This is a genomic window from Variovorax paradoxus (assembly GCF_009755665.1).
Classification (GTDB): domain Bacteria; phylum Pseudomonadota; class Gammaproteobacteria; order Burkholderiales; family Burkholderiaceae_C; genus Variovorax; species Variovorax paradoxus_G.
In genome coordinates this window covers 3,384,449-3,408,616 of record NZ_CP046622.1, presented here as the reverse complement: position 1 = coordinate 3,408,616, position 24,168 = coordinate 3,384,449, and the positions used below count along the sequence as shown (strand labels likewise).

Annotated in this window: 34 protein-coding genes; 18 read left to right on the top strand and 16 right to left on the bottom strand. The window is 65.3% G+C overall.

What is annotated here, in order from left to right; genetic code table 11:
- Positions 1-171: 171 nt before the first annotated feature.
- The gene (locus tag GOQ09_RS15885; protein ID WP_165442090.1) at positions 172-1,329 is read left to right on the top strand and encodes a tyrosine-type recombinase/integrase; all 1,158 of its coding nucleotides are present in this window, start codon (positions 172-174) and stop codon (positions 1,327-1,329) included.
- Here the strand turns inward: GOQ09_RS15885 and GOQ09_RS15880 are convergent.
- The 14 genes from GOQ09_RS15880 to GOQ09_RS15815 all read right to left on the bottom strand — a co-directional run bounded on the left by GOQ09_RS15880 (position 1,286) and on the right by GOQ09_RS15815 (position 7,603).
- Positions 1,286-1,486 (bottom strand): helix-turn-helix transcriptional regulator, encoded by a 201-nt coding sequence (locus tag GOQ09_RS15880; RefSeq protein WP_157614392.1) that lies wholly within the window; start codon positions 1,484-1,486, stop codon positions 1,286-1,288. The two genes, GOQ09_RS15885 and GOQ09_RS15880, sit on opposite strands and share 44 nt — an antisense overlap.
- The gene (locus tag GOQ09_RS15875; protein ID WP_157614391.1) at positions 1,483-2,241 is read right to left on the bottom strand and encodes a morphogenetic protein; all 759 of its coding nucleotides are present in this window, start codon (positions 2,239-2,241) and stop codon (positions 1,483-1,485) included. Before GOQ09_RS15875 ends, GOQ09_RS15880 begins: the two co-directional genes overlap by 4 nt.
- Complete coding sequence (locus GOQ09_RS15870) at positions 2,238-2,597, bottom strand: hypothetical protein (protein WP_157614390.1); 360 nt, start codon at positions 2,595-2,597, stop codon at positions 2,238-2,240. The genes GOQ09_RS15875 and GOQ09_RS15870 overlap by 4 nt, the downstream gene beginning before the upstream one ends.
- On the bottom strand, positions 2,594-3,049 hold the full coding sequence (locus GOQ09_RS15865; protein WP_157614389.1) for a hypothetical protein: 456 nt from the start codon (positions 3,047-3,049) through the stop codon (positions 2,594-2,596). Before GOQ09_RS15865 ends, GOQ09_RS15870 begins: the two co-directional genes overlap by 4 nt.
- Complete coding sequence (locus tag GOQ09_RS15860; protein WP_157614388.1) at positions 3,046-3,801, bottom strand: hypothetical protein; 756 nt, start codon at positions 3,799-3,801, stop codon at positions 3,046-3,048. The genes GOQ09_RS15865 and GOQ09_RS15860 overlap by 4 nt, the downstream gene beginning before the upstream one ends.
- A complete protein-coding gene (locus GOQ09_RS15855) occupies positions 3,798-4,715 on the bottom strand; it encodes a DNA cytosine methyltransferase (RefSeq protein WP_157614387.1) in 918 nt (305 codons plus the stop codon). The genes GOQ09_RS15860 and GOQ09_RS15855 overlap by 4 nt, the downstream gene beginning before the upstream one ends.
- Positions 4,712-5,407 (bottom strand): hypothetical protein, encoded by a 696-nt coding sequence (locus GOQ09_RS15850; protein ID WP_157614386.1) that lies wholly within the window; start codon positions 5,405-5,407, stop codon positions 4,712-4,714. The genes GOQ09_RS15855 and GOQ09_RS15850 overlap by 4 nt, the downstream gene beginning before the upstream one ends.
- Positions 5,408-5,426: 19 nt before the next feature.
- On the bottom strand, positions 5,427-5,771 hold the full coding sequence (locus tag GOQ09_RS15845) for a hypothetical protein (RefSeq protein WP_157614385.1): 345 nt from the start codon (positions 5,769-5,771) through the stop codon (positions 5,427-5,429).
- The gene (locus GOQ09_RS15840; RefSeq protein WP_157614384.1) at positions 5,768-5,935 is read right to left on the bottom strand and encodes a hypothetical protein; all 168 of its coding nucleotides are present in this window, start codon (positions 5,933-5,935) and stop codon (positions 5,768-5,770) included. Before GOQ09_RS15840 ends, GOQ09_RS15845 begins: the two co-directional genes overlap by 4 nt.
- A gap of 168 nt (positions 5,936-6,103) precedes the next feature.
- Entirely contained in the window at positions 6,104-6,376 is a 273-nt protein-coding gene (locus tag GOQ09_RS15835) for a hypothetical protein (protein ID WP_157614383.1), read from the bottom strand.
- Positions 6,376-6,687, bottom strand: a complete 312-nt coding sequence (locus GOQ09_RS15830) for a hypothetical protein (RefSeq protein WP_157614382.1) — start codon at positions 6,685-6,687, stop codon at positions 6,376-6,378. Before GOQ09_RS15830 ends, GOQ09_RS15835 begins: the two co-directional genes overlap by 1 nt.
- On the bottom strand, positions 6,684-7,025 hold the full coding sequence (locus tag GOQ09_RS15825) for a hypothetical protein (protein WP_157614381.1): 342 nt from the start codon (positions 7,023-7,025) through the stop codon (positions 6,684-6,686). The genes GOQ09_RS15830 and GOQ09_RS15825 overlap by 4 nt, the downstream gene beginning before the upstream one ends.
- Positions 7,022-7,396 (bottom strand): hypothetical protein, encoded by a 375-nt coding sequence (locus GOQ09_RS15820; protein WP_157614380.1) that lies wholly within the window; start codon positions 7,394-7,396, stop codon positions 7,022-7,024. Before GOQ09_RS15820 ends, GOQ09_RS15825 begins: the two co-directional genes overlap by 4 nt.
- A gap of 3 nt (positions 7,397-7,399) precedes the next feature.
- On the bottom strand, positions 7,400-7,603 hold the full coding sequence (locus tag GOQ09_RS15815; protein ID WP_157614379.1) for a hypothetical protein: 204 nt from the start codon (positions 7,601-7,603) through the stop codon (positions 7,400-7,402).
- Between the two features lie 121 nt (positions 7,604-7,724).
- Here GOQ09_RS15815 and GOQ09_RS15810 point away from each other — a divergent pair, with 121 nt between their 5' ends.
- On the top strand, positions 7,725-8,243 hold the full coding sequence (locus GOQ09_RS15810) for a DUF4124 domain-containing protein (RefSeq protein ID WP_157614378.1): 519 nt from the start codon (positions 7,725-7,727) through the stop codon (positions 8,241-8,243).
- 3 nt (positions 8,244-8,246) lie between these two features.
- On the opposite strand, the gene GOQ09_RS15805 is transcribed toward GOQ09_RS15810, so the two are convergent.
- The gene (locus GOQ09_RS15805; protein ID WP_157614377.1) at positions 8,247-8,912 is read right to left on the bottom strand and encodes a LexA family transcriptional regulator; all 666 of its coding nucleotides are present in this window, start codon (positions 8,910-8,912) and stop codon (positions 8,247-8,249) included.
- Between the two features lie 80 nt (positions 8,913-8,992).
- Between GOQ09_RS15805 and GOQ09_RS15800 the strand changes: the two genes are divergently transcribed.
- Positions 8,993-9,211 carry a hypothetical protein gene (locus GOQ09_RS15800; RefSeq protein WP_157614376.1) on the top strand — a complete coding sequence of 73 codons (219 nt, stop codon included), beginning with the start codon at positions 8,993-8,995 and terminating at the stop codon, positions 9,209-9,211.
- Positions 9,212-9,358: 147 nt separating this feature from the next.
- On the opposite strand, the gene GOQ09_RS15795 is transcribed toward GOQ09_RS15800, so the two are convergent.
- A complete protein-coding gene (locus tag GOQ09_RS15795) occupies positions 9,359-9,619 on the bottom strand; it encodes a hypothetical protein (protein ID WP_157614375.1) in 261 nt (86 codons plus the stop codon).
- A 35-nt stretch (positions 9,620-9,654) separates the two neighbouring features.
- Here GOQ09_RS15795 and GOQ09_RS15790 point away from each other — a divergent pair, with 35 nt between their 5' ends.
- From GOQ09_RS15790 to GOQ09_RS15720, 15 genes are all read left to right on the top strand, one after another.
- Entirely contained in the window at positions 9,655-10,185 is a 531-nt protein-coding gene (locus GOQ09_RS15790; protein ID WP_157614374.1) for a phage regulatory CII family protein, read from the top strand.
- Positions 10,182-10,703, top strand: coding sequence for an HNH endonuclease (locus GOQ09_RS15785; protein ID WP_157614373.1), 522 nt, complete (start codon positions 10,182-10,184; stop codon positions 10,701-10,703). Before GOQ09_RS15790 ends, GOQ09_RS15785 begins: the two co-directional genes overlap by 4 nt.
- Positions 10,704-10,714: 11 nt before the next feature.
- Complete coding sequence (locus tag GOQ09_RS15780) at positions 10,715-11,593, top strand: helix-turn-helix domain-containing protein (protein ID WP_157614372.1); 879 nt, start codon at positions 10,715-10,717, stop codon at positions 11,591-11,593.
- Positions 11,578-12,357 carry a hypothetical protein gene (locus tag GOQ09_RS15775; RefSeq protein ID WP_157614371.1) on the top strand — a complete coding sequence of 260 codons (780 nt, stop codon included), beginning with the start codon at positions 11,578-11,580 and terminating at the stop codon, positions 12,355-12,357. Before GOQ09_RS15780 ends, GOQ09_RS15775 begins: the two co-directional genes overlap by 16 nt.
- Positions 12,358-12,501: 144 nt before the next feature.
- Positions 12,502-13,035 carry a hypothetical protein gene (locus tag GOQ09_RS15770; RefSeq protein WP_157614370.1) on the top strand — a complete coding sequence of 178 codons (534 nt, stop codon included), beginning with the start codon at positions 12,502-12,504 and terminating at the stop codon, positions 13,033-13,035.
- Positions 13,035-15,098 (top strand): phage terminase large subunit family protein, encoded by a 2,064-nt coding sequence (locus GOQ09_RS15765; protein WP_157614369.1) that lies wholly within the window; start codon positions 13,035-13,037, stop codon positions 15,096-15,098. Before GOQ09_RS15770 ends, GOQ09_RS15765 begins: the two co-directional genes overlap by 1 nt.
- Positions 15,095-15,466, top strand: coding sequence for a Mor transcription activator family protein (locus tag GOQ09_RS15760; RefSeq protein WP_242630851.1), 372 nt, complete (start codon positions 15,095-15,097; stop codon positions 15,464-15,466). The genes GOQ09_RS15765 and GOQ09_RS15760 overlap by 4 nt, the downstream gene beginning before the upstream one ends.
- A 10-nt stretch (positions 15,467-15,476) precedes the next feature.
- Positions 15,477-15,707 (top strand): hypothetical protein, encoded by a 231-nt coding sequence (locus tag GOQ09_RS15755; RefSeq protein ID WP_157614368.1) that lies wholly within the window; start codon positions 15,477-15,479, stop codon positions 15,705-15,707.
- Between the two features lie 2 nt (positions 15,708-15,709).
- On the top strand, positions 15,710-17,257 hold the full coding sequence (locus tag GOQ09_RS15750; protein ID WP_157614367.1) for a phage portal protein: 1,548 nt from the start codon (positions 15,710-15,712) through the stop codon (positions 17,255-17,257).
- A 72-nt stretch (positions 17,258-17,329) separates the two neighbouring features.
- A complete protein-coding gene (locus GOQ09_RS15745) occupies positions 17,330-19,423 on the top strand; it encodes a ClpP-like prohead protease/major capsid protein fusion protein (protein ID WP_157614366.1) in 2,094 nt (697 codons plus the stop codon).
- A 64-nt stretch (positions 19,424-19,487) separates the two neighbouring features.
- Positions 19,488-19,811, top strand: coding sequence for a DUF2190 family protein (locus GOQ09_RS15740; protein ID WP_157614365.1), 324 nt, complete (start codon positions 19,488-19,490; stop codon positions 19,809-19,811).
- A gap of 4 nt (positions 19,812-19,815) precedes the next feature.
- Positions 19,816-20,112 carry a head-tail joining protein gene (locus GOQ09_RS15735; RefSeq protein ID WP_157614364.1) on the top strand — a complete coding sequence of 99 codons (297 nt, stop codon included), beginning with the start codon at positions 19,816-19,818 and terminating at the stop codon, positions 20,110-20,112.
- 65 nt (positions 20,113-20,177) lie between these two features.
- Positions 20,178-20,522 carry a hypothetical protein gene (locus tag GOQ09_RS15730; protein ID WP_157614363.1) on the top strand — a complete coding sequence of 115 codons (345 nt, stop codon included), beginning with the start codon at positions 20,178-20,180 and terminating at the stop codon, positions 20,520-20,522.
- 23 nt (positions 20,523-20,545) lie between these two features.
- Positions 20,546-21,334 carry a hypothetical protein gene (locus tag GOQ09_RS15725; RefSeq protein WP_157614362.1) on the top strand — a complete coding sequence of 263 codons (789 nt, stop codon included), beginning with the start codon at positions 20,546-20,548 and terminating at the stop codon, positions 21,332-21,334.
- Positions 21,335-21,448: 114 nt separating this feature from the next.
- Entirely contained in the window at positions 21,449-24,166 is a 2,718-nt protein-coding gene (locus tag GOQ09_RS15720; protein WP_157614361.1) for a phage tail tape measure protein, read from the top strand.
- Positions 24,167-24,168: the final 2 nt, after the last annotated feature.

The following is a 24,168-nucleotide window of genomic DNA, read 5'->3' as shown; positions in this document are numbered from 1 at the left end:
TTTCCAACGTTTTCCAGGCCGAGCCAGCCGCAGCGCGTGGTACGCGCCGTGGTAGGGCGCTTGGCCTGTGGTAAGACCCTCTCAGAAAGCGGTGTGGTAAAACCCGCGCCCATGGCTCGACACACACTCACGGCACTGGCACTCAAGGCTCGATTGACGGAGGCCGCCAAGGTGGCCGCCGAGAAGAAGAAGCCGCAGCGCATTGGCGACGGCGACGGATTAATGCTCGTGGTGCAGCCGAACGGCTCCGCCTCTTGGGTCTTGCGCTACTCGACCACCAGGCGCACCGACCTGACGCTCGGGCGGTGGCCCACCGTGACTCTGGCGCTTGCGCGCGAAAAGGCCGAAGAGGCGCGCCGGCTCATCGCCGCTGGCGCCGATCCAGCGGAGAAGCGGGCCGAAGAAAAAAAGGCCCGCGCAAGCGCTGCATCGCCCGACACCTTGCGCTTGCTGTTCGACGACTGGATGGCCACTACGAAGAGCGACAAGAGCGCCGTCTATCGCGGCAACATCGAAGCCGCCATGAAGAAGGACGTGTTCCCGAGGCTCGGCGCCAAGGCCCCGCACCTGGTGACGCGCGCCGAAATCCTCGAAATATTGCGTGCGATTGAAGAGCGCGGTGCTTTCGAGATGGTGCGGCGGCTGCGCATGTGGCTGCGCGAGTTATTCGAGTTCGGGATCGACGACGAGAGCCGACCGCTCTTGCTCGCGTCTCCGGTGCCGATGGGCACGCTGCGCAGTTTCAAGACGCGCAAGGCCATGAATTTTCCTGCCGTCACGAATCATGCTGACGTGAAGGCGCTGATGGTCGCCTTGCGCCGGACCGAGAACTGGACGGTGCGCGCGGCGCTGCTTTTTTCGTCGTATGTGTTTCAGCGACCAACAGAGATTCGTGAAGCGACGTGGGCCGAGTTTGATCTTCAACAGGCCAGGTGGGTCATACCGGCCGAGCGCATGAAGGGCAGGCTTGAGCACTGGGTGCCCCTCGCTCCGCAAGTCGTGGAGCTGCTGCGGCAGCACCAAGGCGTCGTTGGCAATGAGGGGTGGCTGTTCCCGGGCCGGCGCTATGGCAAGCCGCTGTCAGAGGGAACTCTGTCGGGGCGGTTGAATGCCTGCGGCTATGAAGGGAAACACTCGCCCCACGGGTTCCGGGCGATGGCCCGTACCGTCTTGGATGAGCGCCTGAAGGTCGACACTCGCTTCATCGAAAAGCAGCTGTCGCACGAGGTCGACGCCAGACTCAAGGGCGCATACAACCGTGCGGAGTACTGGGACGACCGCGTACTCATGATGCAGGCGTGGGCGGATTGGCTGGACGCTCAGAAATGAGCTTCTGCAAGTAGGCGTCGATTTCCGACTCCAGCCAGTAGTTGCCGCTGCCTTGCTTCATTGGCGCCGGGAAAGTTCCCTTCTTGACCTCGCTGTAGATCGTGGACTTTCCGCGGCGCACGCGTTGGCAGACCTCGGGGATGCGCAACAGCTTCATTTTTCTAACCTCCTGAATTCAACGACCCACACCCACGGGTTTGCGGCCCAGCTCGTGGTGTCGGGATGCTTGTCGAGCCACGCTTTCACACGGCAGTAGCGCTTGGCTTGTGGATCAGCGGGGAGCACGGGGCGTCCGGCGGCATTGAGCGATTCCCATAGCCAGCGGTAGTGCTCAACTGGTGTCGCGGCATAGCCGTACCCGGGTACGGTCCCGTGGCCGCCGGGCGTACCCTCGGCGAGGGCGTCGGCTTCCGTGATGTACTGCAGGCGCTCGATCCGAACGCCGGTGATTTCGAGAGTGATGCGGCTGGCCCAGCGGAACATGTGAATGCCTGGCTTCCAGCCTTGCCGCAACCTATCGTCGGCATCGAGGTATTCGGGCCGCGGGCCACCGTCTGCGGCGTAGCGGCAGTAGTCAGGCTTCCTGAACGGGGCCATGTCGCCGCCATGTTGTTCGAAGAGGTCGCTATCGATGAGCGGACCTTGCCATGACTCACGGACCCATAGGCGCTCGCCCGGCGCGCCGTACACGGCATTCGTGAAGTCGCCGCCATTGATCTCGCCGGCGATCTCATGCGGCGCCAGGTCACAGCCGATGCCTCGGTCGCGCCGCGGCTTCACCACGCGCCGCGTCTGCGTCTTGCTGCCGTCGAGTAGCGCGCGCACCATGGACGCGGAGAACAGGATGGGGCGCTCGTGCGGGAATTGGCTGACTGGCACGCGGCGCGTATTGATGAATTCTGGCGGACTCATGCGGGAACCTTCTGGTGTGTGCTGCGAAGGCGTCTTTGCAGCGCGGCGGCAGCGTTGAGCCGGGCGTGCAAGCCTTCGAGCGCCTCTGCGCTAAGCGGATACCCAGAGCGGCGCACCAGGCGCGCCGCGTCCTGCAGCGTGTGCAGGTCGTGGGGGTTGTGAAACTCGACCGTCATCCGGTTGGCGGTGACATCGACCCCAGCCACGGACACGAGCGGGCCGGCTGAGGCAATCTCGGTTGCCGCCATCGCGTCGGTGGTTGTGAGAATGGCTTCGACCAGCTCGACGCGTCGGGATGGTTCCAGCTCCGGGGCAAGGCGCTTCACTACGCGCCAAAGGGCGGTCCTGCTGCTCATGCTGCCGCTCGCTGTTCTGCTGCGGCCTGGCGCAGCGTGAGGTGGTGGAAAGTTGCTGCGGCCTCGGCCATCTGCTGCGGCGTGCTGTTGCGCAACATTTCTTCGTAGACCTCGAGGCCTGCCGTCATGGCGTGGAGGCCGGGCCCGTCGAAGCCATAGCGGCCATGGCGCCCGCGGATGCCGTCGCATCGGATCAGCGCATCGCGCGCGGCGACCATCGGCGCGACACATACCGGGTCGATCTGTTCGGCGCGCACGAGTCCGACGTTAATGCACGATGCGAGGCGGTCGAAAAAGTCATCGTCGGTCGTGCCGGCCTTGAGCTGGCAAAACGCATCGTGCAGCTTGAGCATTACGTCATCGGCGGTGCCTGGGTGCGTGTCCTGGCGTGCGGCGATGAGCATTGCCCACGTCGCCGGATTGACGTTGGAGCGAGGGTATCGGCGCTTCATGCTGCGTACTCCTGTTCGGCCATGTCGCAAAAAAAGGAGCACGAAGGCAGCGCTTCGTTTCGTCGGACTGGGCCGGGCGGAAGGTCGCGCAGCGAGTAGCGGATACCGGTCTTTCGGTCGCGGAAGAGGTAAGCGCCTTCGCCAATCTCGTCCTGCACCTGGCACAGCTCTTCAAACTCTTCGGGGAAGTCCTGTGCAATCGCGCGCCAATAGCCCTCGCCGCCCTTCACGCATCCGATGCAATTCGCGTTGTCATAGCCGAGGCGGTACATGAGCGGAGGCACGAGCCCGGCGCGCTCGACCATCGCTTTGCAGTCGCTCTTTGAGAGGCCGCGGTCGATCAACGGCGCGATCACTGGGCGGTCAGGATTTCGCTCGCGGAAGTCGTCTAGGCGGTCTTCTTCCTCGGCGGTGTAGCCGAACACCATGATGTCGCCTGGCTGCTTCCACGCATCGAGCAGCTTGCGCTTGAGCAGACGCGAGCAGGGCGCGCCGTTCGGCCCCTTCATGAAGCGTTCGCGCCGGAAGACCTGAACCGTCGATGCGCCGTACTTTTCATCGCGCAGCACAGTGACCGGGCGGGCGAGCCAACTCTCACAATCGGCCAGAAACCGGCGGTTGACCTTGTGCTCTTGCTTGAGGAAGGCATTGATGATCTGCACGTCGTGCGTCCCGCTGTACTGGGCGAGCGCGAGCTTCGTTGCGACCGCCGAGGCGGCTCCGCATGAGAACTGGCAAACGATGCGGGTCATGCGGCCTCCAAGAGGCTGGCGATCAGATCGCGTGCGACAGGCGGGCAAACGGCGTTGCCCAGCATGTGCATCGCGGCCTTGTGTTGCGCCGGGAGTTGGTAGTCACCCGGAAAGCCCATCGCGGCGCGCGCTTCGTCTGCTCGGAGCATCCGCATGCGGTTGCCGCGCACTACGCCCCAGCGGTCAACCGTAGTGATGGTTCCGATAGGTCTATGGATGCTCCGCCCGGTGAGTCCCGAGCCGCTGCCGTAGTACGGAATTAGGAAGCGCCCACAACCGAGGTCGCGGCGGCCTTGGTGGATGCGCCGAAGCGTCGCGGGGCTGCGCTTCGCCGTGCGGATGGGGGACCATGCGCCCGCGTCGAAATTCACGATAGCGCTCGCGGGAACGTGCTCGCGCTGGGGCAGCTTCAGGGAAATCGGGTGCTTGCTGCGTGTGCCGACGATGAACAGCCGGCTCCGATGTTGAGGCACGCCGTGATTCGCTGCATCGATCACCATCGGTGCAAGGGCGTACCCCAGCGCTTCCATCGCAAGCTGCCACGCAGGATAGAGCGCCCAATCGGAGAACTCGGGAACGTTCTCCACGATCAGCACCGGCGGGCGGTGGTACTCGGCTGCCGAGACGACCGCCCACGCGGTGCTGCGCAGCGCGTCGTGGTGCGGCTTCTCTTTGCCGCGCGCCGGGCTGTGCCCTTGGCAGGCGGGGGAGGCCAGAAGAAGATCGTGGGCGGGCACTGCGCGCCAGTCGGCTTGCTGCAAGTCCTGGCATGCGTGCTCGGTGTGTGGGTGGTTGGCGGCGTGAACGTCCACCGCGGCTTGCCAGTGGTTGCCCGCCCACACCACTGTGCATCCAGCCTGCACGGCGCCGGTGGAGAACCCGCCGGCACCTGCGAAGAGGTCGATAGCTCTCATGCGTTCACCGCAAATCGAATGCTTGCGCGGTCGAGCCCGAAGTCTCGCGCGATGAATTCGGTCAGCACCAAGCCCTGCAGATGGCGAACATCGTGCAGGTTGGCGATGACCGCTTCGGGCTGAAACCGGGTGCCATTGGTCGCGCTGACGTGGGCGTTCTCTCCCTCGCCGCAGTAGCCTGGCCGGGTGACCTGCCAGATGGTTCCGCCGGCGGTGCGCAGGGTGTCGGCTTCGTTGTCGAAGCGCACATCAGTAATGACGAACCGCTTTTCGCCGTTGCGCTGGTATTCCACCAGCCGGGACAAAAGGGCGCGCGTCCAATAGCGGCCATGCTGCGACCGGCGGTACTCGGTGCCCCACCACTGCAGGATTTGCCGCGGCGTGCGCGGCAGGTCGAGCCATTCGTCGCTGAGCGGCGTGCGGTGGTCGGGTGCGGCCACGCTGAGCGATAGCACCACGGCAGCGAGGAAGTCGCGCGGCGCGCCGCGCATCCGCAGGGCCGTGTTGGGCGTGCTCTTCAGGTGCGGGGTTGCCAGTTCCTTGAGCGTCAACCCGAAGGCGTCGGCGACCTCTGCGCGGAGGGCGTCAGCGAAGGCGAGCTTGCGGAAGTGCGCGTGCGCCACGAGCAGATCGGCCACGGTGTCTTTTCCGGAGCCTGCCCAGCCTGACAAGCCGATGATGTGTTGTTTCATGTGTGAAATCTCGAAAGGGTTAGGCGGCTTGCGCCGTGGCGGGTGCGCGCGCCGGCAGCAGCTCGCATGTGCTGACCTGGGCGCTGGTTTCGGGGGTGCCGCGCGGCCCGAGAAGCGAGCGCGGATTGATGAGCACCAGGCGCAGCGCATCGCCGGCCTTGATTGCGGGGTTGGCTTTGCGCCACGCTTCGGCGGCGGCGCCGGGCCAACGCACGACGTAGCCCTCGACGCGGCCGGGGCCTTGGTTGTCGATCACGCGCATCTTCAGCACGAAGGTCTTGCTGTCGTCGTGGTGTTCGCTGACGGCGGGGCGGCCCGGATAGTCCTTGCCCACGAAGAAAACGCCGGTGGTGGTCGTCGTCATGGCCGCGTACCTCGCTGCTCTGCGCGGATGCGCTTGAGCGTCTTGCGGATGTCGGTCGCGAAGCTCGGCGTGTAATGGAATCGGCTGTCGGCGAGGCCGCCGATGGGTCCGGTTTGTTGCGGCTGCTTGGGGCGCCGCGGGCGAGGGGAAACGATCACAATCATGGTGTGCTCCAGCCGTAGACACACATCGCGGCAAGCACGATGGGCAGGACGATGAAGACCGCCAACGCAGCGGCGGTCGCGAGAAAGCCCGGGATGGGCTTCACGGGCGATGTCCTCAGAAGGCCAACGCCGGTTTCTTGAAATGAGGTCGAGCGCATGGCCGGCCTTTCAGAAAGGGCAGGCCGCGACGGCGCGGCCCGGAGTGGTGAGGGCAATCTCGAGCGCGATGTCGAACACCTCTTCGTCAGAGGCGCCGTGCCGGCTCGCGAGCAGCGCCGCGCTCATTGGGTTGCGCTCGCAGTAGGGCGAACCCGGGCGGTGCTCGTAGTGGTATCCGCCACACCGGCACAGGCGATGGCCGGTTTCGCGCAGGTGCTGCGTGAACAGGCCATGGCTGCGACGCCGCGTGCGGCACTCGGGGCAGCGAAAGAGGAAGGCCATCAGACCGCCTTCGCCCACGTTGTGCGCAGCCATTCACCGAAGCGCAGGCCGGAATCCGCATCGAGGAAGGCTTCGTAGCGGCGCTGGCTGCGCGTCATCGGGCGCACCGCGCCCATGCCGAGGTATTCAACCTTCCAGGTCGGATGCGCGTTGCGGATGTCGCCCGGCTTGTGGGCGTCGAAGTTGACGCCGATGTAATGGCCGCGGTCCTCGGCGATCACGCCAGGCCTGCCATCGACGGTGACGCGCCGGCCGATAGCTGCGGGCACGCCGTAGGTGTCGCGAACATAGGCGAAGGGGACGGCGCTCACGATGCTGCGCTCCCGGTGGCCTCGGCGATGGCGGTGATGTGGCCCCTGCAGTTGGCGCCGTAGTGCGGGCATCCGGGGCCTGCGCGGCACCCTGTCTGGACACAGATGCAGCGGACGCCCTTGTAGTCGTCGACTGCCTCGGCCTTGGCGATGGCGGCGCGGGCCTCGGCGGGGCTGCCGAACAGTGCTTCGCCGCCGTGCGCGTCGATCATGGACTCGTAGTCGTACCCGGGTTCCGGCGCGGGATTCCAGCGGGCCACCGACCACATGCCGCAGCTCGGGCCTTCGGTGCACGGCTCGACGAACCACGGCCCCGGCGTGTGCTGCGCGATGCTCATGCGACACCGCCTTGCATGGCCGGCGCCGCGCCAGCGGCCGAAAGGTTCAACGCGTCGATCTGACCGTTGAGGGCTTGCGCCTGCCTGCCGAACGCTTCGTGCATCGGGTGCGTGGGCGCGTCTTCGGTATGAAGGCGAACGGTTCCGCCTTCGATGCCGGGCAGCGAGACGGTGCCTGCCTTGAGCGCCTTGTCGGCTAGCGGGAGCCCCATGGCCTGCCATGCCGAGACGCCAACGGCGGGGCAGCGGTAGAACGCCTGGCGGCGAGTGCCGACCTTGCGAATCCAGATGTCTACGCGCGTCGAGCCGGTCGGGATAAAGCCTGAGGCTGCGCCCGTGCTCGTGGCGTGGTGAGCTTTGACGCCGCGCATCGCTTAGCTCGCGTGCTCGAGGCGAACGACATCGGCGACGGGGCAGCCGGTGACGTGGTTGGCGGCAACTTGGGCGTCTTCAGCGTTAGCGGCGCGAAGCTGCACGAACGGGAGGTAGCCGGTTTCCGACTGGGTGAGGTGCCCCAGCTTGTCGCGTGGGGTGTAGTAGCAGCGGTACCTGCGGCCCGCGGTGATCGATTTCGCCATAGCAACTCCTTGGTTGGGATGGCGAATTAAACATGGCGTTTATAAGTCTGTCAACACGGTGTTTAAGTGAGTCGAGCAAAATTAGTTGACGGGCCGCTTAAAGCTCGAATCGGAGGGACTCGTGAAGCTGTTGTTTGTGCTGTGTTGTCTTGTCGCTGCCTCGAGTGCAACGGCGCAGGTCTACAAATGCCCCGATGCGACTGGCAAGCTGCAGTTTCAGCAGACGCCGTGTGCCGGTAGCGCGGGTAGTAAGGTCGAAGTGCGGCCGGCTTCAGGTCCCGATCCGACTAAAGCGGCTGTGTCGCCCGCTGGCGCGCCTGGCAGTGGCGGAGACAAGAAAACTTTTACGGACACCCTGGCCGATGAGCGCATGCAGCGTGAGCGCTGGGTAAAGCTCAACGATGCGAAGCTCGACGCGGATCGGCAGCGTGTGGCTTGCGAAGAGCAACAACGCGCGATGGCGTCACGCACCGCGAGTTCAAACAACAATCTCGCTGGGGCGACGCGCAATCAGGCTATCGCATCTGAGATGCAAGCGGCCGCGACAACGTGCCAAAACCGTGTGTCGGGCGCCGACCGATTGGTGGATCGGCTTCAGGCTGAATGCGACCGCCAAGGATGCAGGGCTCCTGGCACCTGAGCGTTAAAGCTCGATGCCGGTCCAGACCGCGCGACCGATCACTTCGAAATCGTCGGCCGCGGTGTATATCTTCTGTTTCGGCTTGAAGTCGCTGTTCTCTGCAATCGCAAGAATTCCGACGCCCTCGACGGTTTGCAGTCGCTTGATGAGCAGTTCGCCGTCGACGCGGAAGGCATAGAACTCTCCATTGAGGCGGGTTTTGTCGGCGCGATTCAAGAGCACCACGGCGCCATCGCGAATCTTCGGCTCATTGCTGATGCCGATGGCATCCACAACGATGGCATTCCCTTTGTTGATTCCGAGCTTTCGAAGGTAGTCTGCCCTGAACGAGAGGGGAGGCCGGTCGTCTTCGTTGTAGACGATCCGGCCCTCGCCGTTGGAGAACGACACATCGACTCGGCGCACTTCTACGAACTCGGCGGTGTCGACCGCCTTCGCTTGTGCGTCCTCATCTCCTTCGCCGGTGAGAATCCAGTTGGCAGAGCACCCAAGTTCGCGCTCGGCGCGAATGGCGCCTTCTTTCGAGATGCCGCGGCTTTTCCAGTTGGTGAGGGTTGCTGAAGACACTTGGAGCTGCACCTGTAGGCGCGCAAAGTCGTTCCCCGGTCTGGCGAATTCGGGAGACTTTCGGCGGGCGTAGTCAAGCAGGCGCGAGACGGATTCATGCATGCCGAGATTCTCCGGCGCTAAACAAAGTGTTGATAAACACCGCGTTGACATGTGTATAAACACCATGTTTAATACGCGCCATGACCGACAAGGAACTCATTCGTGAGCTGGGTGGGCCGACCAAACTGGCGGTGCTGCTTGGGTACGACAAGACCCAAGGGGGCGTGCAGCGTGTCCAAAACTGGATTACTCGCGGCATTCCGCCGCAGGTAAAGCTCGACTTCCCTCACATCTTTCTGGCGGCCCAGTTCGGTCGCGCATCTGCATCGTCCGATGCGAAGCAGGGCGCGCATGCCTGATTGGGCGCTCTTGGTGCTGCTTGGTCTTGGGCCCCACCGGCTTCGGTGTGGCGCTTTCACGGGGAGGGTGCGCCGGCACAGATGACCTTTCATGCATCTCCCCCGCAGGCGCGCGCCGTACTTCGCGAGCGCCGCGCTTTCGCGCGTTCACGCCATCCGCGTGTCGGCCGGTCGCAGCACATCGACGGCCGGCGTCAGAACGCGCCTGCACAAGCCTTGAAGTGTCACGGTCTGCCTCGGCGTTCGCGCGCCGTGCGCCAGGGCGCTCGCAGAGCAGATTTCGATCCATGCCGAAACGGTCTCGCGGTTGATTTCTGGCTCCACCTCGAGCAGGAGCACGAGCTGCTGCAGGAATTGCTCGATGGCGTCGATTCGCTCGGCTGGCGTGGGGGTGAGTGCTGCTTCCATGGTCTGCCTGGCTCTTTCTTTCTCTTGAGGTTTGCATGAACGCAACTTTCTCAATTCCGAACCATCTCGCCTATGGCGCGGATGAGGCCATGCCCTCCAGACAGCCGGGGCAAGACATCCTCGATGCGATCTACAACACGGTGCACAAGTACCCGGGCGGAGTGGCTGCTTTGGCCAGCCGCATGGAGATGAGCGCGAACACGCTCACGCACAAGGCCAACCCGAACACGGTTTCGCACCAGCCGAATCCGCGAGAACTGATCGCGCTGCAGACCTTCAGCGGTAACTACGCGATCCTGCATGCGATGGCCGAGGCGCTGGGTCATACCTGCACGCCGTCGACGCCGGACCAGTCGGGTGGTGATCCGGTCGAGGCGCTCATGCTGATGCAGGGCGCCTTCGCGGACTTCGTGCGAGCGGCTGCCGACACTGTGCGGGTCGGCGATGGTGCCGTGAGCGGCTCACAGATTCGGAGGGCCGACCATTGCGCCCAAGAGGCGATTGCGACGATAGGGCATGCCATGGCGATGCTGCGCAGCCGCATGCGGAAGGCGCCGCAGACATGAGCGATGGCGAAATGGCACGGCTGCCCGACATTGGCTTGCAGGCTCTGCTCGAGCGGGTCGATGAGGTCGGCGACTGCTTGGTTTGGAACCGCTATTCGCTCGATGGCCTGCACCCGCAATGGCGAATCGGCGGACGGGGAGGGCGGCTTTGGAACGTGCAGCGCTTGCTCTGGTTGCTCGTGCGTGGCCCGGTGGAAGAGGGCTTTCAGATTGGCGTGAGTTGCGGCACGGAACGGTGCGTGCATCCCGATCACCTGGCGGCGCGCACGCGCTCGCAAGCCTGCGTTGGCAAACCCAAAGCACCGGACCATCGGATTCGAATCGCGATGGCGCGACGTGCACGCGCGACGTTGACGGCCGATGGGGTCAACGCCATCCGGGCCAGCACGGAAAGTTGCGCGGTGCTCGATGAGCGACACGGGCTCTCGCGCGGCTATTCGTCGCAGATTCGCAAGGGCAACAAGTGGCGGCAATCCGGCGGGCACTTCGATGGCTTGGGAGGGCGTCGGGCGTCATGAGCATCCGGGTAATGACGATGGTGTTCGACCGCTACCCAGTGGGCGGCAGCGAGCGGCTGCTCGCCCTGGCGATGGCGGACCATGCGCGCGACGACGGCACGCGCATTTGGCCTTCGCTCGATGAGCTGGCACGCAAGACCATGCAGAGCCGCAGCACTGTGCAGCGGCAGATTTCCAAGATGCTGGCCTCGGGCTGGCTTGAGCGTGTGTCGGATCGCACTGGGCGGGGACACACCAATGAATACCGCATTGCGCAGGTCTGGATCGAGGGCGGGCTGCTGCCTTCGCAGGTCGCGCCGCTGCCTGTTACAGATGCCGAGCCCGGTTATCCACAAGGTGGTCAAGATGACACCCTTTCTCCGGACCAAAAGGGTGTCACCCAGAACGCAAAGGGTGTCACCACGGACGTAAAGGGTGTCATAGCTATGACACCCGAATCTTCAGAACCGTCAAAGAACCGTACCCCCCTACCCCCCGATGGGGGGGCGACGGGTTTCGATCAAGTCTTTTCGGACTACCCGAACCATGCCAACCGGGCGAAGGCGGAGCGGCGTTGGCGCCGGCTCGGGCCCGATGCGGCGTTGCAGCAGGCCATGCTCGCGGCCATTGCCGTGCAGCGGCACAGCGTGAAGTGGAGCAAGGACAAGGGCCGGTTCGTTCCCGAGTTCCACACCTGGCTGCGCAATGCCGGGTGGCGCGATGACGTGAGCGAATGCACCCCGGCCCTGCCGTGGGATACCGACCGCAGAACCATCGAGGCAAAGGCCGCAGAGCTTGGCATGCGGCCATGGAACGAGGCGGACTTGAGCATCAACCGCGAGACGTTTCAGGCGTACACCGAACGCGTGCGCCGTCTGATCGAACAGGAGGCGGAATGCGCATTGACCTGAAGCTCACCGGCATTGAGTCCGTGCTTGGCGTCATGGAGAAGCTGAGCGGCCAGCAGATCAAGCAAGCCTATGCCGCGGCGTTGAACGATGGCGGCTTTCACCTGCGCCGCGAGATGCGCAAGGAAATGGCCGCAGCCTTCGACCGGCCCACCGCGTACATCCTCAACAGCGTCTATGTGCGCAGGGCCAAGCCCGACGATCTGAGCGTGGCTGTCGAGCCTACCTACTACGGCGGCAAGGGCGTGGACCCGCAGAGGATTCTCCAAGCGCAGGAGTTCGGCGGCTCACGCCGAGACAAGCGCAGCGAGGTGGCACTGCGGCGTGCAGGCATCCTGCCCTCTGGCTATCAGACCGCCATTCCTGAGACTCCCTTCCCGGGCAGCGACGATGGGCGCGGCAACCTGCGTGGCGCCTTCCTTGTGCAGTTGCTGACCTACTTCCAGACGATGGGCGAGCAGGGCTACCGCGCCAACATGACGGCACGGCGCAAGGCCAATGTGCACAAGGGCACCAAGACGCGCACGGGCCGACGCTACTTCGTGGCCTATGGTCATCTGCGCAGTGGTCCCACCTCGCACCTGGCGCCCGGCATCTGGGCGGCCAGCGGCACGCAAGATGTAGAGGTGCGCCCTGTGCTGATGTTCGTGCGCGTTGGCATCTATGAGCCGAGGCTCAGCATGGAGGCAGTGGCCGACAAGTCCAATGTGGATGCGTACATCGAGCGGCGCATCCGCTTCCGCATCAGGCAGGCGGCGGGCGTATGAACCTCAACGGCAACGCACCAACAGTGTGCGGCACCCCCCCGGGCTCGGGTCCTTCTGCGAAGCGTCGGATACGGGTAATTCGAACCGCGTCCTCGGGCTGTTCACCGACCTTCCTAAGGGGGTTAAGTGAAGGCTGTTGAGGCTATGAGCGTGGGCATCACGCAAGCGGAGTTCGCGGTGTTGATCGGCGTGAGCGAAGCGAAGGTGAGCCAGTTGATCGGGGAGGGCGTCATCGAGCGCGGCCAGACGGCGCATGCGTGGCTGCTCGCCTATTGCGAACGGCTGCGCGAGGTGGCCGCCGGCCGCGCATCGATTGAAGACGGCGGCCTCGACCTCGTGCAGGAGCGTGCCCGACTCGCACGCAGCCAGCGCGAAGCACAGGACATCAAGAACGCCGTGGCGCGCGGCGAGTTCGCGCCCATCGGCCTCCTGGCTGACGTTCTCGGCATGGCATCCAGCGCGGTCGTGGATCGCTTCGAGCAACTCGAGGGAGCGCTGCGCAAGGCGTGCCCCGACCTGCCCGACGAAGCGAAGGCGACCGTGCAGCAGGTCATTGCCAACGCGCGCAACGAGTGGATTCGCGCCACTGGAAAGCTCGTGGTGGCCGAACTGGAGGGCATGGCGTCCGACGACGAAGGCAACGCAGACGATGCCTTTGCGGAAGAGGTGGGGCAGTAATGGCCATGCACGTTTCGCGTGAAACATTGCGCGCCGTGGGCAAAGCGGTAGCGCTCGGCTTGAGCAGCCTTCGCGCCGAGGTCTTTCAGACGCTGAGCGAGTGGGCCCGCGACAACTTCAAGCTGGCTGGCGAAAGCTCTCACCAGAAGGGCGGATGGCTCGCATGGTCGTTTCAGGTCGGCATCCTCGACTTCATGAGCGACGACCGAATCGAGGAACTCGATGTGGAGAAGTCGAAGCGCGTCGGCTACACGAAGATGATTACCGCGTTCGTGGCCTACAACATCGCGCACCGCCGGCGCAAGCAGGCGCTTTGGCAACCGACCGACGACGACCGCGATAGCTACGTCAAGAGTGAAATCGACCCCATCCTCGATGCGCGCGACGGCGTGCCTGCGGTGCAGGCTGCTCGCCGCAAGGGCGGCGGCAGCGACGACACCATCAAGATGAAGAAGTTTCGCGACAGCGTGCTTCACCTCTTGGGCGGGAAGGCGAAGCGAGCCTATCGGCGGATCACGGTCGCGATTGCAATCCTCGATGAGTGGTCTGCCTTTGACCAGACCATCGAGAAGTCCGGCGACCCGGGCGGCTTGGCGAAGGGGCGGCTCGAAGGCGCGCCCTATCCGAAGTTCGTGGGTGGATCGACGCCTGGCTTCAAAGGGTTGTGCCATGTCGAGCGCGCGGTGCTCAACGCCGAGGGCTTCGTCCGCTTCTACATCGATTGCAAGCACTGCGGCCTTGAGCACCCGCTGAAGTGGGGCGGAAAGGAAATGCTGCACGGCTTCAAGTGGGACCGCGGCAACCCGGCCAGCGTGCGGCATGTGTGCCCGCACTGCCGCAAGTCCATTCGGCAGAGCGACTTCCTGCACGGCGGGCTCCCGATGCAAGGCACATGGGTGTGCGAGAAGACGGGCAAGAGGTTCGGTCCGGATCGCATTTGGCGCGACAGCACCGGCATGCCGACCCGGCCGCCGAAGACGCTGGGCCTGCACATCTGGGCGGCGTACAGCCCGCAGCGCACCTGGGAGAGCATCGTCAAGGAATTCGAGGAAGCGCTCGACGCAGTGGCCCGCGGCGACGCGGGGCCGATGCAGCTCTTCGTGAACGAAACGCTCGGCGAGACGTGGGAGGTGGTTGGCGAGCGCACCGATGAGCATGCGCTGCAGTCCCGTGCGGAGGCCTACCCATTGAAGACGGTCCCGGCGGGCGGCCTGGTGCTGACGGCTGGTGTCGACGTGCAGCGCGACCGCTGGGAAATCGATGTATGGGCGTGGGGCCGCGGCTTGGAGTCGTGGCATGTCGAGCACCACGTCATCCAAGGAAACCCGGCATCTGAAGACGATTGGGAGCCGGTCGCCGCCTACCTGTCGAGCCGCTACGTGCAGGCGTGGCATGGCGGGTCGATGGGCCTGAGTGCCATCTCGATCGACTCGAGCGACCAGACGCAGGCCGTCTACAACTGGGTGCGCAAGATGCAGCACCAGCTCCCCAAGCTGCGCGCGGTGAAGGGACGCGGCGAAGAGAACGTGCCCGTGCTCGGCCCGAGCAGCCCGCAGGAGGTGCGCTGGAACGGCAAGAAGATTCCGAACGGCATCAAGCTGTGGAATGTCGGCGTGGACTCGGCGAAAGACTTGCTGCTCGGGCAGCTTGCCATCGAAACGCCGGGCCCCGGCTACGTGCACTTCAGCCAAGAGCTGCCGAAAGAGTGGTTCGAGCAGCTCACAGCCGAGCAGCGCATTCTCGTGAAGGTCCACGGCAAAGAGGTCTACCGATGGGTCAAGCGCAGGCCGCGCAACGAAGTGCTCGACAACCGCAACTACGCGCTGCACGCTGCCTTCGGCCTCGGCCTTCACAACCACACCGACAGGCGCTGGAGCGAACTCGAGGCGGCTGTGCAGCCCACTCGCGACCTCTTCAGCGGTCCGGCCGCCGTTGAGCCGGCTCCGACCCAGCCGGCCGCGCTGCCCACGCGCGCGCCAGCACCAACGCCACCAAGACCCGCGCCGCGGCCAGCACCTGCGCCGCGCTCGTTTGCATCCGATGAATGGAGTGACCGCCTTTGACTGAACCTACCTCGCTCACACCTGGGCAATCCGAAGACGCCGCGGTGCAGTTGGAGCACGACTTCACCAGCATCGTGCGTGAAGAAATCGGCATGCACGAAGGCATGGCCGGCGTCTTCGCTGCAGCGCTGGTGCGTGGCCTGCGCCGGCGTCTCGGCGGCCAAGACATCTACATCCCGGCGCCGGATCGGTCCGTGCGTGATGCATCGATCCGCCGGGACTTCACGGGGTCGAACGTCGATGAACTGATGCGGCGCCACGGGCTGAGCCGAACCCGCATCTACGAAATCGTGGGCCAGCGCCCACCGCGCACGGCACCCGCGAAAAATCCGGAATCGCCCCTAAAAACCGGACTCACAAACGGATAGCTTCATTGCCATGACCATCGCAAAAGACATGCTTACCGCCTACCTGGCCGCCGAAGCCGCAGTGCTCTCGGGCAAGACCGTGCAGTTCAACGGGCGAACCCATACCCAAGAAGACCTGGCGGAAATCCGCAAAGGGCGCTTGGAGTGGGAGCGCCGCTTTGCCAACGAAACCGGCGGCGGCCAAGCCACCTTCGGTGGACTCTCTTACTCCGTCGCCCGCTTCGACGGCGAGCAAGGCTGAATATGAACATCGTTGATCGCATCGTTGGTGCTGTAAATCCGTTGGCCGGCCTTCGCCGCGCGCAGGCGCGCCGGGCGCTGGCGCACTACGAAGGCGCGAAGCCGAACAAGCAGCGCGTGCGGCGCATGGACAACAGTTCGCCCGACACGCTTGTTGGCGCGGGTGCCGCGGCCGTGCGCGCGCACGCGCGCTATCTCGAGCGCAATCACGACATCAGCCGCGGCGCTCTCCGCGTGCTGGTTAACAACGTGGTAGGGCCCACGGGCATCGGCGTGGAGCCGCAGCCACGCCGCGCAGACGGTTCTATCCATTCGGAATACGCAGCCCTTCTGCGCGAAGCGCACCGCGATTGGCAGCGCCGGCCCGAGGTCACGGGGCGCTACCGCTGGCCGCTGGCGCAGCGCCTCACGGCCTACACCTGGCTGCGCGACGGTGAGGCGTTCGCACAGCAGCTCGTGGGCCCTGTGCCCTTCCTCAACCACGGCACGCGGGTGCCGTATTCGCTTGAGCTTTTCGAACCCGACTTCGTGCCTCTCGACTATGACGACCCGAGCAAGGGCATCCGGCAAGGTATCCAGTCGAACGCGTGGGGTGAGGCGACCGGGTATTGGGTCTACAAGGGCGACCCGCGGGAGGGCATGACCTTCATGAACGCGAGCGGGCTGAAGTTCATTCCTGCCGAGCGCATGCTCCACACGGCCACCATCGACCGCCTGCACCAGCGCCGGGGAGTTTCGGAATTTGCGAGTGTCATCACGCGCGGTGAAGACCTCAAGGACTACGAAGAAAGCGAGCGCATTGCTGCCAAGGTGGCGGCTTCGTTGACTGCCTATGTGAAGCGGAACGAGACGAACGGGTTCCAGCCTGAGAACTCGCCGCAACCTCCGCGCGATGAGAAGGGCAATGTGTTGCCGCGCGATCTGAGGATGCAACCCGGGATGATCCTCGACACGCTGACCGTGGGCGAAGAGGTCGGGATGATCGACAGCAACCGACCGAATCCGAACCTCATCGCCTGGCGCGCGGGGCAGTTGCGCGCGTTCTGCGCCGGCATCGGCGCGAGTTACTCGAGTGTGAGCCGGGACTACGACGGCAGCTACAGCGCGCAACGGCAGGAGCTGGTCGAGCAATGGGTCCACTACGCAGTCCTGGCCGACGAGTTCGTGGGCATGTTCGTGCAGCCGTCGTGGGAGACGTTCGTGCAGGTCGCCCACCTGAGTGGTGCCGTGCCGATTCCCTCCGACGTAGTGCCGGGCACCGAGGATGATGCGCTCTTCATCGGGCAGAGCATGCCGTGGATCGACCCGATGAAAGAGGCCAACGCGTGGGAGAAGCTCGTGCAGGCCGGCTTCGCGAGTGAGGTCGAAGTCATCCGCCGCCGCGGCGGGAACCCGCACGACGTCATCGAGCAAGTCGATGCCTTCCGCAAGGATGCGGCAAGGCGTGCGCTGGTGTTCTCGAGCAATGCGGCAACGCCCGCCAACGTGGTGGCTGCGGCGAGCGCAAAGCCCGAGCCGGAAGAAGAGGAAGAAGGCCGGCGCAGAAAATAATCCGGTTTCTCCCCTAAAAACCGGACGCCGGTTTTTTGACACTGAGGGCCTCAACACAGAGGCCCTCAGTTCATGAGCAAACCGCAAAACACCTGGTACGCAATTCGCCGCCGCACAGCCCTCGCCGCAGCCGCGCTGGGTGTAGCAGCCGCAGCCGAGATTTACATCTACGGCGACATCGGAGAAAGCTGGTGGGAGGAAACGGTCAGCGCCGCTTCCTTCGTTCGTGAACTGCAGGCCGTCGACGCCGATCAGATCACCGTCCGCATCAACAGCATCGGCGGCAGCGTCCCCGATGGCCTGGCCATCTTCAATGCGCTTCGTCGCCACAAGGCGACCGTGACGACGGAAGTCGACGGCATGGCGTTCTCCATTGCCAGCCTCATCGCCATGGCCGGCGACAAGGTGCACATGGCGGACAACGCCATGCTCATGATTCACGCGCCGTGGACCTACGCCGCCGGCAACAGCGCCGAGCTGCGCGAACTCGCCGATCAGCTCGACACCTGGGCGGCGGCGATGTCCACAAGCTACGCGGTGCGCACCGGCGATCAGCCCGGGATGCTGGCCCTGCTGACCGATGGCAAAGACCACTTCTACACGGCGGCCGAGGCGCTCGCCGCGAAGTTCATCGATGCGGTCACCGACCCGATGCCTGTTGCCGCCAGCGCCGCGCGCGACCTCCCGCTCAACCGTTACCGCTCTCTGCCGGCTGCTCTGCTGGCCGAGGGCACCACCGCGGCGCCTGCCGCTCTTTCCGCTGAAGAGGACTCTATGAAATTCCGTTCCCATGTGCTGCTGGCCTCCATCGGCGCTGCCGGCGCAGCTGCGGCCGGCGGCGGAACCGCCGCCGTTCCCGCCAACCCCGCCGCACCTGTCGTGGCACCGGATGCCGCCGCAGTGCTGGCCGCCGATCAGGCGCGCCGCTCGGGCATCCGTGCGAGCTTCGCGCGCTTTGCCGCACAGCCCGGCGTCGCCGATATCCAGCGTGCCTGCGAAGACGATCACGCCGTGACCGTCGAGGCGGCCGGCACGCGCCTGCTCGCGCACCTCGCCACCGGCGCAACGCCCGTGGCAGGCGCCCATGTGACCACCGTCGAAGACGAATCCGACAAGCAGCGCAACGCCGCCACGCAGGCGCTGCTCGCGCGTGCCGGTCTGGAGAAGCCCGAAGGTGCAAACCCCTTCCGCGGCTACACGCTCGCCGAACTGGCTCGCTCCAGCCTGGCTCGCGCCGGCTTCAAGACCGATGGCCTCGACAAGATGGCATTCATCGGCGCCGCGTTCACGCACAGCACCAGCGACTTCCCGGGCCTGCTCGCGAACGTGGCGAACAAGTCGCTGCTGCGCGGCTACACCGAAGCCGATGAAACGTTCCCGCTGTGGACCCGGGCCGGCTCGCTCGGCGACTTCAAGCCCGGCAAGCGCGTCGACTTGAACGCGTTCCCGAGCCTGCGCAAGGTGGCCGAAGGCGCCGAGTACAAGTACGCGACGCTTGGCGAGCGCGGCGAAACCGTGATGCTCGCGACCTTCGGCGAACTTTTCAGCATCACGCGGCAAGCCGTCATCAATGACGACATGGACGCGTTCACCCGCGTTCCGCGCCTGATGGGCCGTGCTGCCATCCGCACAGTGGGCGATCTGGTGTATGCGGTGCTGACCAGCAATCCGGCCATGAGCGACGGCATTCCTCTGTTCCATGCCGATCACGCCAACCTGATGGCTGCCGGCGCGATCACCACCGCGAGCGTCGATGCAATGGGCGCGGCGATGGCTGTGCAGAAGCAAGGCAAGTCGGCGCTGAACATCGGCCTGAAGTACCTGCTCGTGCCGCGTGCGCTGCGCGGCGTCGCTAACGTGGTGAAGGCGAGCGAGTTCGAAGTGGGCGCCGCCAGCAAGAACAACACCGTTCCGAACTCGGTGCGCGACACCTTCGAGGTCATCTCGGACGCGCGGCTCGATGCCGCCTCGCCGACCGCCTGGTATGGCGCCGCCGACCAGAACGCCACCGACACCATCGAAGTGAGCTACCTCGATGGCAACGATCAGCCGTACCTCGAGCAGAAGGCCGGTTGGAACGTCGACGGTACCGAGTTCAAGGTGCGCATCGATGCCGGTGTGTCGCCGCTCGACTTCCGCACCCTCGCGAAGAACGCCGGCGCCTGATGCCCGTGGCAGGGCCTCACGGCCCTGCCGGCACAGCACATCTCAACTTCCTCAAGGAAACGTCATGAAGAATTTTGTTCAAGAAGGCAACGTGCTCGACTACACGCCGGGTTCGGCTGTGGCGTCGGGTGCCGTGGTGGTGATCGGCGCTCGCGTCGGTATCGCGGTCGCCGACATCGCGGCGGGCTCCACCGGCGCGCTGCGCGTCAAAGGCGTGGTCGAACTCGCCAAGCTGGCTGCCGACGCTCCGGTTCAGGGCGCGCTCCTGTATTGGGATGACGCGAACGACCGGCTCACGACCACCGCCAGCGGCAACACCCTGGCCGGCTACGCCGCCAAGGCCGCCGGCGCGGGTGCTACCACCGCTTGGGTCCACCTCAACGCCTGAAGCGATGTCGACGCCCTTCGCCGCCCTCGAAGCCCGCGCCAATGGCGCGGTGCTCGGCCGCCTTGCCAACGCCATCGCAGTGGTCGAGGGCGTTGATGTGCCTGTCATCTTCGACAAGCCCTACGCCGCACCCTTCGGTGGCGAAGTCGATGCCGCGGCGCCCGAATGTACGGGGCCTGTTGCAGGGCTCGGTGCACTCGAGCGGGACAGTGCGCTAACGATTGACGGCATCGCCTACGTAGTCGAGACGGCGGAGCAAGACGGCCTCGGCTTCGTGCGCTTGGTGTTGCGGAGCGTCTGACCATGCTTGCACTTGAGCCCGTCATCGTTGGCCGTGTCCGGGAGGTTCTCGCTGATTGGACCGTCATGGGCTTCACGTCCGACAAGGGCAGCCGCTCAGCGCGGCCGCTGGCCTCTGTTTCGTTCGCAGATTGCCGGGTCGCCGACAGCAAGGCCGGCGCAGTGAACGTGCAGCCGGGTTACCGGGTGACGCTGTTGACGACCAAGGGCGACGAAGCGGCGGCGCTTGTCGATGCGGCATTCGTTGCCGTGGTTGGCGCGCTGCACAACTGGGCGCCCGGCGAGGCGGCAGGGCGGCGCTGGGAGCGCCTTTCCCTGCTGCTGGTCGGCGCACCGCAGTACCCCGAAGACGGCCTTGTGGGCGTCGACCTTCTTTTCACCACCGGCGCCCGCTTCGACGGGCAACCCTGAACCTTTCCCCTGGAGCTTCCACCATGCCTGTTGTCCACATCAAAGACGAATATGCGATCCCGCGCGGCCGCACGTATTTCGACCCCTACGACGCCAACGAAGAGTTGACGGGCGAGATTCCGCTCGGCAACTGCCCGGGCGTCAATCTCACCATCGACACCGAAAAGGCCGAGCACTACAGCTCGCAAACGGCGCAGGGTGAAAAGGACAAGTCGCTGACCGTCCGCATCAACCGGACTGGCGCGCTCAACTGCGACAACGTGAACGCGTCGAACTATGCGCTGTGGCTGGCTGGCACGCGGCAGGTGGTTTCGCAGACTGCCGTTGCTGTGTCCGCAGAGCTGCGCCGCGTCGAACCCGGGCGGTTCTACCAACTGGGCGCCACCGCGGCAAACCCGCTGGGTGTGCGCAACGTGACCGCTGTCACGGTCAAGGACGAAGCCGGAACCGTGACGTTCGATGCAGGCGACGACTACAACGTTGACCTCGAAACCGGGCGCGTCCAGATCATCGAGGGCGGCGCCATCGTTGCAGGCGATGTGCAGTTCGGCTACACGCCGGTCGCTGGCACCTTCGAGCGGGTCAAGACCGGCGGCAAGGCCGAAGTGCTCGGCGCGTTGCGCATCGTCGCGGACAACGCATCCGGTGCCAACCGCGATTTCTACATGCCGAAGGTCGTGCTGACTCCCACGGGCGACCTCCCGCTCATCGCCGAGGGAACCGACTTCGTGCAACTGCAGTTCGGCCTCGAGGTGCTCAAGCCCGCCAACGTCGAGGCCATCTACGCGGACGGCCGCCCCGTCGCCTCCTAACTGCACCGCTGCCCGCATCGCCGCGGGCAGCGGCAACCCGTGGTGCTTGTTTTCAGGCGCCATGGGCTGCCGCTGAAAAGCAATCGGCTCCTGCCTCAACCGACCTAAATTCTCGTGGCCACTCCCAAGCCGATTCAGATTCTCATCAATGCCAAGGACGATGCGTCCAAGGTGTTCGACAAGCTGCAGAGCCGCCTCGCCGCATTCGCCGCGGTGGTGCTCAGCTACTTCGGCATTCAGGCCTTTGCCGGGTGGGTGAAGGGCGGTGCCGACCTCGAGCAGGCGCTCAGCCGTGTGCAGGCGGCGACCGGCGCTACTGCTGCCGAAATGCGCGCGCTGCGCAAGGCCGCGACGGATGCCGCAGCGGATACGCGATTTGGCTTCACCGAACTCGAGGCTGCCGGCGCTCTCGAAAATCTGGCGAAGGCGGGGTTGAGCGTCAAGCAGGCGATTGAGGCGCTCCCGGCTGCCATGCAGCTCGCCCGTGCGGGCGGAATCGAGCTCTCCACCTCCGCCGAGTACCTGACGAAGATCGTCACGGGCCTTGGCCTGGCGTTCTCCGACTCGGGCCGGGTCGCGGACGTACTGGCGAAGGGCGCCAACGCCACGAACACCAGCGTGACCGGCCTGGCGCAGGCTCTGAGCTATGCCGCGCCGCTTGCGAACTCGCTCGGCCTCGGCCTCGAATTCACCGTGGCTGTCATCGGGAAGTTCGCCGACGCAGGCATTGACGCGAGCCGCGCGGGTACGGCGTTGAACTCTGTCCTCTCGCAGTTCTCGGACCCGGCCAGCAAGTTCCGCACGGAACTGGCCGCGGCCGGCATCACGTCGACCAACTTCGAGAAGGCCTTGCACGAGCTGGCCGCCGCTGGTCCGGCGGGGCAACGAGCTATTGCGGCGGTCGGGCAGGAGGCCGGGCCCGCTCTGCGCGCCTTGCTGAATCAGGGTGTCGGCAAGCTCGATGAATTGAAGAAGGCTCTGACGGATGCCGGTGGCAGCGCAGCCGATACGGCGGCCGTGATGCAGAACAACCTCAACGGTGCGCTCGACAGCCTGCGCACCGCGTGGAACACGGCCGCCAATGCCCTGACCACGCCGGTGCTGCCTGTGCTGAAGGATGGTGTCGAGAAGCTGGCCGGGGCGCTGCGTGCAGCGGTGGCTGACGGCACCGTGGGCCGCTTCGGAACCGCCATTGCGTCGGCCTTTCAGAACGGCATCAAATGGGTGCAGGCGTTCATCGCGAGCGTCGATGTGCCCGCTTTGATCGCGAAGGCGCAGGCGCTGGCCGGCCGTGTGGGGGAGCTGCTCGACAGCTTCGGGCAGAAGGCGCAGACCACGGGCAGCGTCGTGCAAACGGCCTGGGGCGTCGCAACTGCAGGCGCCAACACGCTCATCGCGGTGGTGTTTCGGGTGGCCCAGGCCTTCGCCGGGGTGTCCCGCGATATCTTGAGCGGAACCGCCGCAATCATCGAAGGGCTATCGAAGATCACCTTCGGCGGCGTGTCTGCGGCGTTCAAGCAGGCGGCAGCCGATGTCCGCGAATCGGCTGCCGGGATGGAGGGGGTCACAGAGGCTTTCGGCGAGAAGGCTTCGGAAGCTTTCGACCGGGCGGCCGAGGGCGCGGAGTTGGCGCGGACGGGATGGGCTGGGCTGACCGCCGGTGCCGAGGCGACCACGACGGCGACCACCGCGAGCGCCGCGGCATTCACCGATATGGCGGCCACGATGCAAGCCGCCGGCGACAGCGCGAAGGAGGCGGGCCAGAAGTCGGCCAGCGCAGCCGATGCGCAGCGGGTGAAGGCCGAGGAAGCGCGTGCTTCAGTGGTCGGTCTGCGTGAAGAATACGCAAAGGCAATCGCCACCGGAAACCTTGAGCTGGCCGTGCAGAAGCTCGAGGAACTGCGCAAGGCCAACATCGCCGCTGCCGGATCGGCGGGCGAGAACAGCAAGGCGCAGGAACAGGCGGCCGCTGAGATTGCCGCGGCGTTCTCGCGCGCAGGCATCGAGACGAAAGAGGCCCTCGAGGTCGCTGCCAAGACTGCGCTGCGGGATTTCGAACTCATCCGCGACAGTGGCAAGGCGACCGCCATCGGCCTCGGTGAAGCGTGGAAGCGGGCGGCCGATGCCGCCATCGCGGCGAGCAACGGCGTCGCACCCGGCTGGGTGCAGGCGCAAGCCGCCATGCGCGGCTTCGAGATGGTGGTCGACGGCGCCGGCCGCTCGACTCTGCGGCTGCGGGATGCGCAGTCCGATGCGGTCAAGTCCGCCAACGAACTCGCAGGCGCGCTGCAGAACGTGACCAGCGCGCGCGAGCGCGACATCGAGGCGCGCGAGAAGGCGATTGCGTTGCAGGAGCGCGAGCAGGTGTTGGAACGCAAGCGCCTTGGTGTGGACAAAAACGGTTTCTCGACCGACAAGAACGGCAACACCGTTGTCGCCGGCAGTGACCTCGGCACCCTCACGGGCATCGCCGCCTTCCTGAAGAATGCCGGCGTCGATGACGATGCCAAGGCGCGCAGCATCGCCCGCGAGTTCGCCGATGAGCAGGGCAACGTCCAGTATTTCAACAACCCCGGACAGAAGAAATACGGGGGCGACACGCTGAGCTTCGCGCTGTTGAAGGCGGCGGAGAAAGTGACCTTTAGCCAAGCCAGCGGAACGCCGGGCACGCCCACCACGATCCCCCGTCAGGAATCGTTTCGCAATGTCCGGGTGGACATCAATCTCAACGGCAGTTCTCTCGGTGCTGTGAACACCGACAACGCCGGCGCCGACATCATCCAAGACCTCATGGCGCGGCTGGGGCAGGCCAAGGGCGTCGCCTCGACGTAAGC

Bases quoted from the DNA above. Each gene is read 5' to 3' on its own strand.
- GOQ09_RS15845 (WP_157614385.1), bottom strand. From the start codon at position 5,771: ATGACGACGACCACCACCGGCGTTTTCTTCGTGGGCAAGGACTATCCG.
- GOQ09_RS15815 (WP_157614379.1), bottom strand. From the start codon at position 7,603: ATGGCGAAATCGATCACCGCGGGCCGCAGGTACCGCTGCTACTACACC.
- GOQ09_RS15770 (WP_157614370.1), top strand. From the start codon at position 12,502: ATGAGCGTGGGCATCACGCAAGCGGAGTTCGCGGTGTTGATCGGCGTG.
- GOQ09_RS15835 (WP_157614383.1), bottom strand. From the start codon at position 6,376: ATGGCCTTCCTCTTTCGCTGCCCCGAGTGCCGCACGCGGCGTCGCAGC.
- GOQ09_RS15730 (WP_157614363.1), top strand. From the start codon at position 20,178: ATGGGCTTCACGTCCGACAAGGGCAGCCGCTCAGCGCGGCCGCTGGCC.
- GOQ09_RS15850 (WP_157614386.1), bottom strand. From the start codon at position 5,407: ATGAAACAACACATCATCGGCTTGTCAGGCTGGGCAGGCTCCGGAAAA.
- GOQ09_RS15855 (WP_157614387.1), bottom strand. From the start codon at position 4,715: ATGAGAGCTATCGACCTCTTCGCAGGTGCCGGCGGGTTCTCCACCGGC.
- GOQ09_RS15790 (WP_157614374.1), top strand. From the start codon at position 9,655: ATGAACGCAACTTTCTCAATTCCGAACCATCTCGCCTATGGCGCGGAT.
- GOQ09_RS15820 (WP_157614380.1), bottom strand. From the start codon at position 7,396: ATGCGCGGCGTCAAAGCTCACCACGCCACGAGCACGGGCGCAGCCTCA.
- GOQ09_RS15840 (WP_157614384.1), bottom strand. From the start codon at position 5,935: ATGATTGTGATCGTTTCCCCTCGCCCGCGGCGCCCCAAGCAGCCGCAA.
- GOQ09_RS15775 (WP_157614371.1), top strand. From the start codon at position 11,578: ATGCGCATTGACCTGAAGCTCACCGGCATTGAGTCCGTGCTTGGCGTC.
- GOQ09_RS15860 (WP_157614388.1), bottom strand. From the start codon at position 3,801: ATGACCCGCATCGTTTGCCAGTTCTCATGCGGAGCCGCCTCGGCGGTC.
- GOQ09_RS15805 (WP_157614377.1), bottom strand. From the start codon at position 8,912: ATGCATGAATCCGTCTCGCGCCTGCTTGACTACGCCCGCCGAAAGTCT.
- GOQ09_RS15750 (WP_157614367.1), top strand. From the start codon at position 15,710: ATGAACATCGTTGATCGCATCGTTGGTGCTGTAAATCCGTTGGCCGGC.
- GOQ09_RS15870 (WP_157614390.1), bottom strand. From the start codon at position 2,597: ATGAGCAGCAGGACCGCCCTTTGGCGCGTAGTGAAGCGCCTTGCCCCG.
- GOQ09_RS15725 (WP_157614362.1), top strand. From the start codon at position 20,546: ATGCCTGTTGTCCACATCAAAGACGAATATGCGATCCCGCGCGGCCGC.
- GOQ09_RS15765 (WP_157614369.1), top strand. From the start codon at position 13,035: ATGGCCATGCACGTTTCGCGTGAAACATTGCGCGCCGTGGGCAAAGCG.
- GOQ09_RS15880 (WP_157614392.1), bottom strand. From the start codon at position 1,486: ATGAAGCTGTTGCGCATCCCCGAGGTCTGCCAACGCGTGCGCCGCGGA.
- GOQ09_RS15800 (WP_157614376.1), top strand. From the start codon at position 8,993: ATGACCGACAAGGAACTCATTCGTGAGCTGGGTGGGCCGACCAAACTG.
- GOQ09_RS15740 (WP_157614365.1), top strand. From the start codon at position 19,488: ATGAAGAATTTTGTTCAAGAAGGCAACGTGCTCGACTACACGCCGGGT.
- GOQ09_RS15825 (WP_157614381.1), bottom strand. From the start codon at position 7,025: ATGAGCATCGCGCAGCACACGCCGGGGCCGTGGTTCGTCGAGCCGTGC.
- GOQ09_RS15735 (WP_157614364.1), top strand. From the start codon at position 19,816: ATGTCGACGCCCTTCGCCGCCCTCGAAGCCCGCGCCAATGGCGCGGTG.
- GOQ09_RS15780 (WP_157614372.1), top strand. From the start codon at position 10,715: ATGACGATGGTGTTCGACCGCTACCCAGTGGGCGGCAGCGAGCGGCTG.
- GOQ09_RS15745 (WP_157614366.1), top strand. From the start codon at position 17,330: ATGAGCAAACCGCAAAACACCTGGTACGCAATTCGCCGCCGCACAGCC.
- GOQ09_RS15865 (WP_157614389.1), bottom strand. From the start codon at position 3,049: ATGAAGCGCCGATACCCTCGCTCCAACGTCAATCCGGCGACGTGGGCA.
- GOQ09_RS15795 (WP_157614375.1), bottom strand. From the start codon at position 9,619: ATGGAAGCAGCACTCACCCCCACGCCAGCCGAGCGAATCGACGCCATC.
- GOQ09_RS15755 (WP_157614368.1), top strand. From the start codon at position 15,477: ATGACCATCGCAAAAGACATGCTTACCGCCTACCTGGCCGCCGAAGCC.
- GOQ09_RS15785 (WP_157614373.1), top strand. From the start codon at position 10,182: ATGAGCGATGGCGAAATGGCACGGCTGCCCGACATTGGCTTGCAGGCT.
- GOQ09_RS15875 (WP_157614391.1), bottom strand. From the start codon at position 2,241: ATGAGTCCGCCAGAATTCATCAATACGCGCCGCGTGCCAGTCAGCCAA.